Consider the following 765-nt stretch of genomic DNA (forward strand, 5'->3'; position numbering starts at 1 on the left):
CCGTTCGCGGTAGCCTTCCACGCTGCGCGCGCTGTAGCCTGCGGCTTCCAGGCTTTCCAGCCAGGCGAGCATATGCCGGCGCTGTGTCGTGTGTTCGTTCTGGCGGCTGAGATAAAGGGCTTCCGGCCCCGGTGATTTGGGCTTTGTCATGATGATTGTCCTGAGTGAGATTACGGTACGATGGGGATAAGAACAGAGGGTGGAACAGTGATTTTCAGGCAGGCCGACCGCTTCATGGTATCAGCCTTACAGGGCGCGGCCTGCGGGGGTATTACGTTACCCGACCACCTGCCGACTGACTGCCGACCGGAGGCCGACCATTGCAGCCGTTGCCCCGACCGGATGAAGTCGTACTTATGCTTCCGTGTTGCTCCGGCCCGGACGGGCCGCAGTATGATTGCGGGGCAGGTTTTTTGCGTTCTGCCGGGACAGGGCTTTTTCCTCTGCCCCGACCGATCCGGCCTGTAAGCCTTGTGGTGTCTGGTCTGGCACGGTTTCAGCCTTACCCGACTGACCGCCGACCACTGCCCGACCGGAGGCCGACTGCTTCACCGCCTGCCCCGACCGGGCGGAGTCATACGGTGGTTTCTCCGGCGTTTCCGGCACGTCGATCAGACCGCACAGGTGCGCGGCGTCTGCGTTGCCGTCCCCGTCGAACAGCAGTTCATAGCAGAACGTCAGCCCGCGACGGTGGACCAGCAGGTATTCCATTTCGACCAGCCGCGCCAGGTGGATCTTAAGCTGCGTGTCGCCCCACTGCACCGC

General features: G+C 62.7%; 1 pseudogene. It reads right to left on the reverse strand.

Annotated features, from left to right (window positions below):
• Nucleotides 1-354: 354 nt before the first annotated feature.
• A pseudogene (locus A7Z06_RS22195) lies at nt 355-765 on the reverse strand (hypothetical protein); the annotation flags it as partial.

Origin of the sequence: Escherichia sp. MOD1-EC6819 (assembly GCF_002965765.1) — a bacterium.
Taxonomy (GTDB): Bacteria; Pseudomonadota; Gammaproteobacteria; order Enterobacterales; family Enterobacteriaceae; genus Escherichia; species Escherichia ruysiae.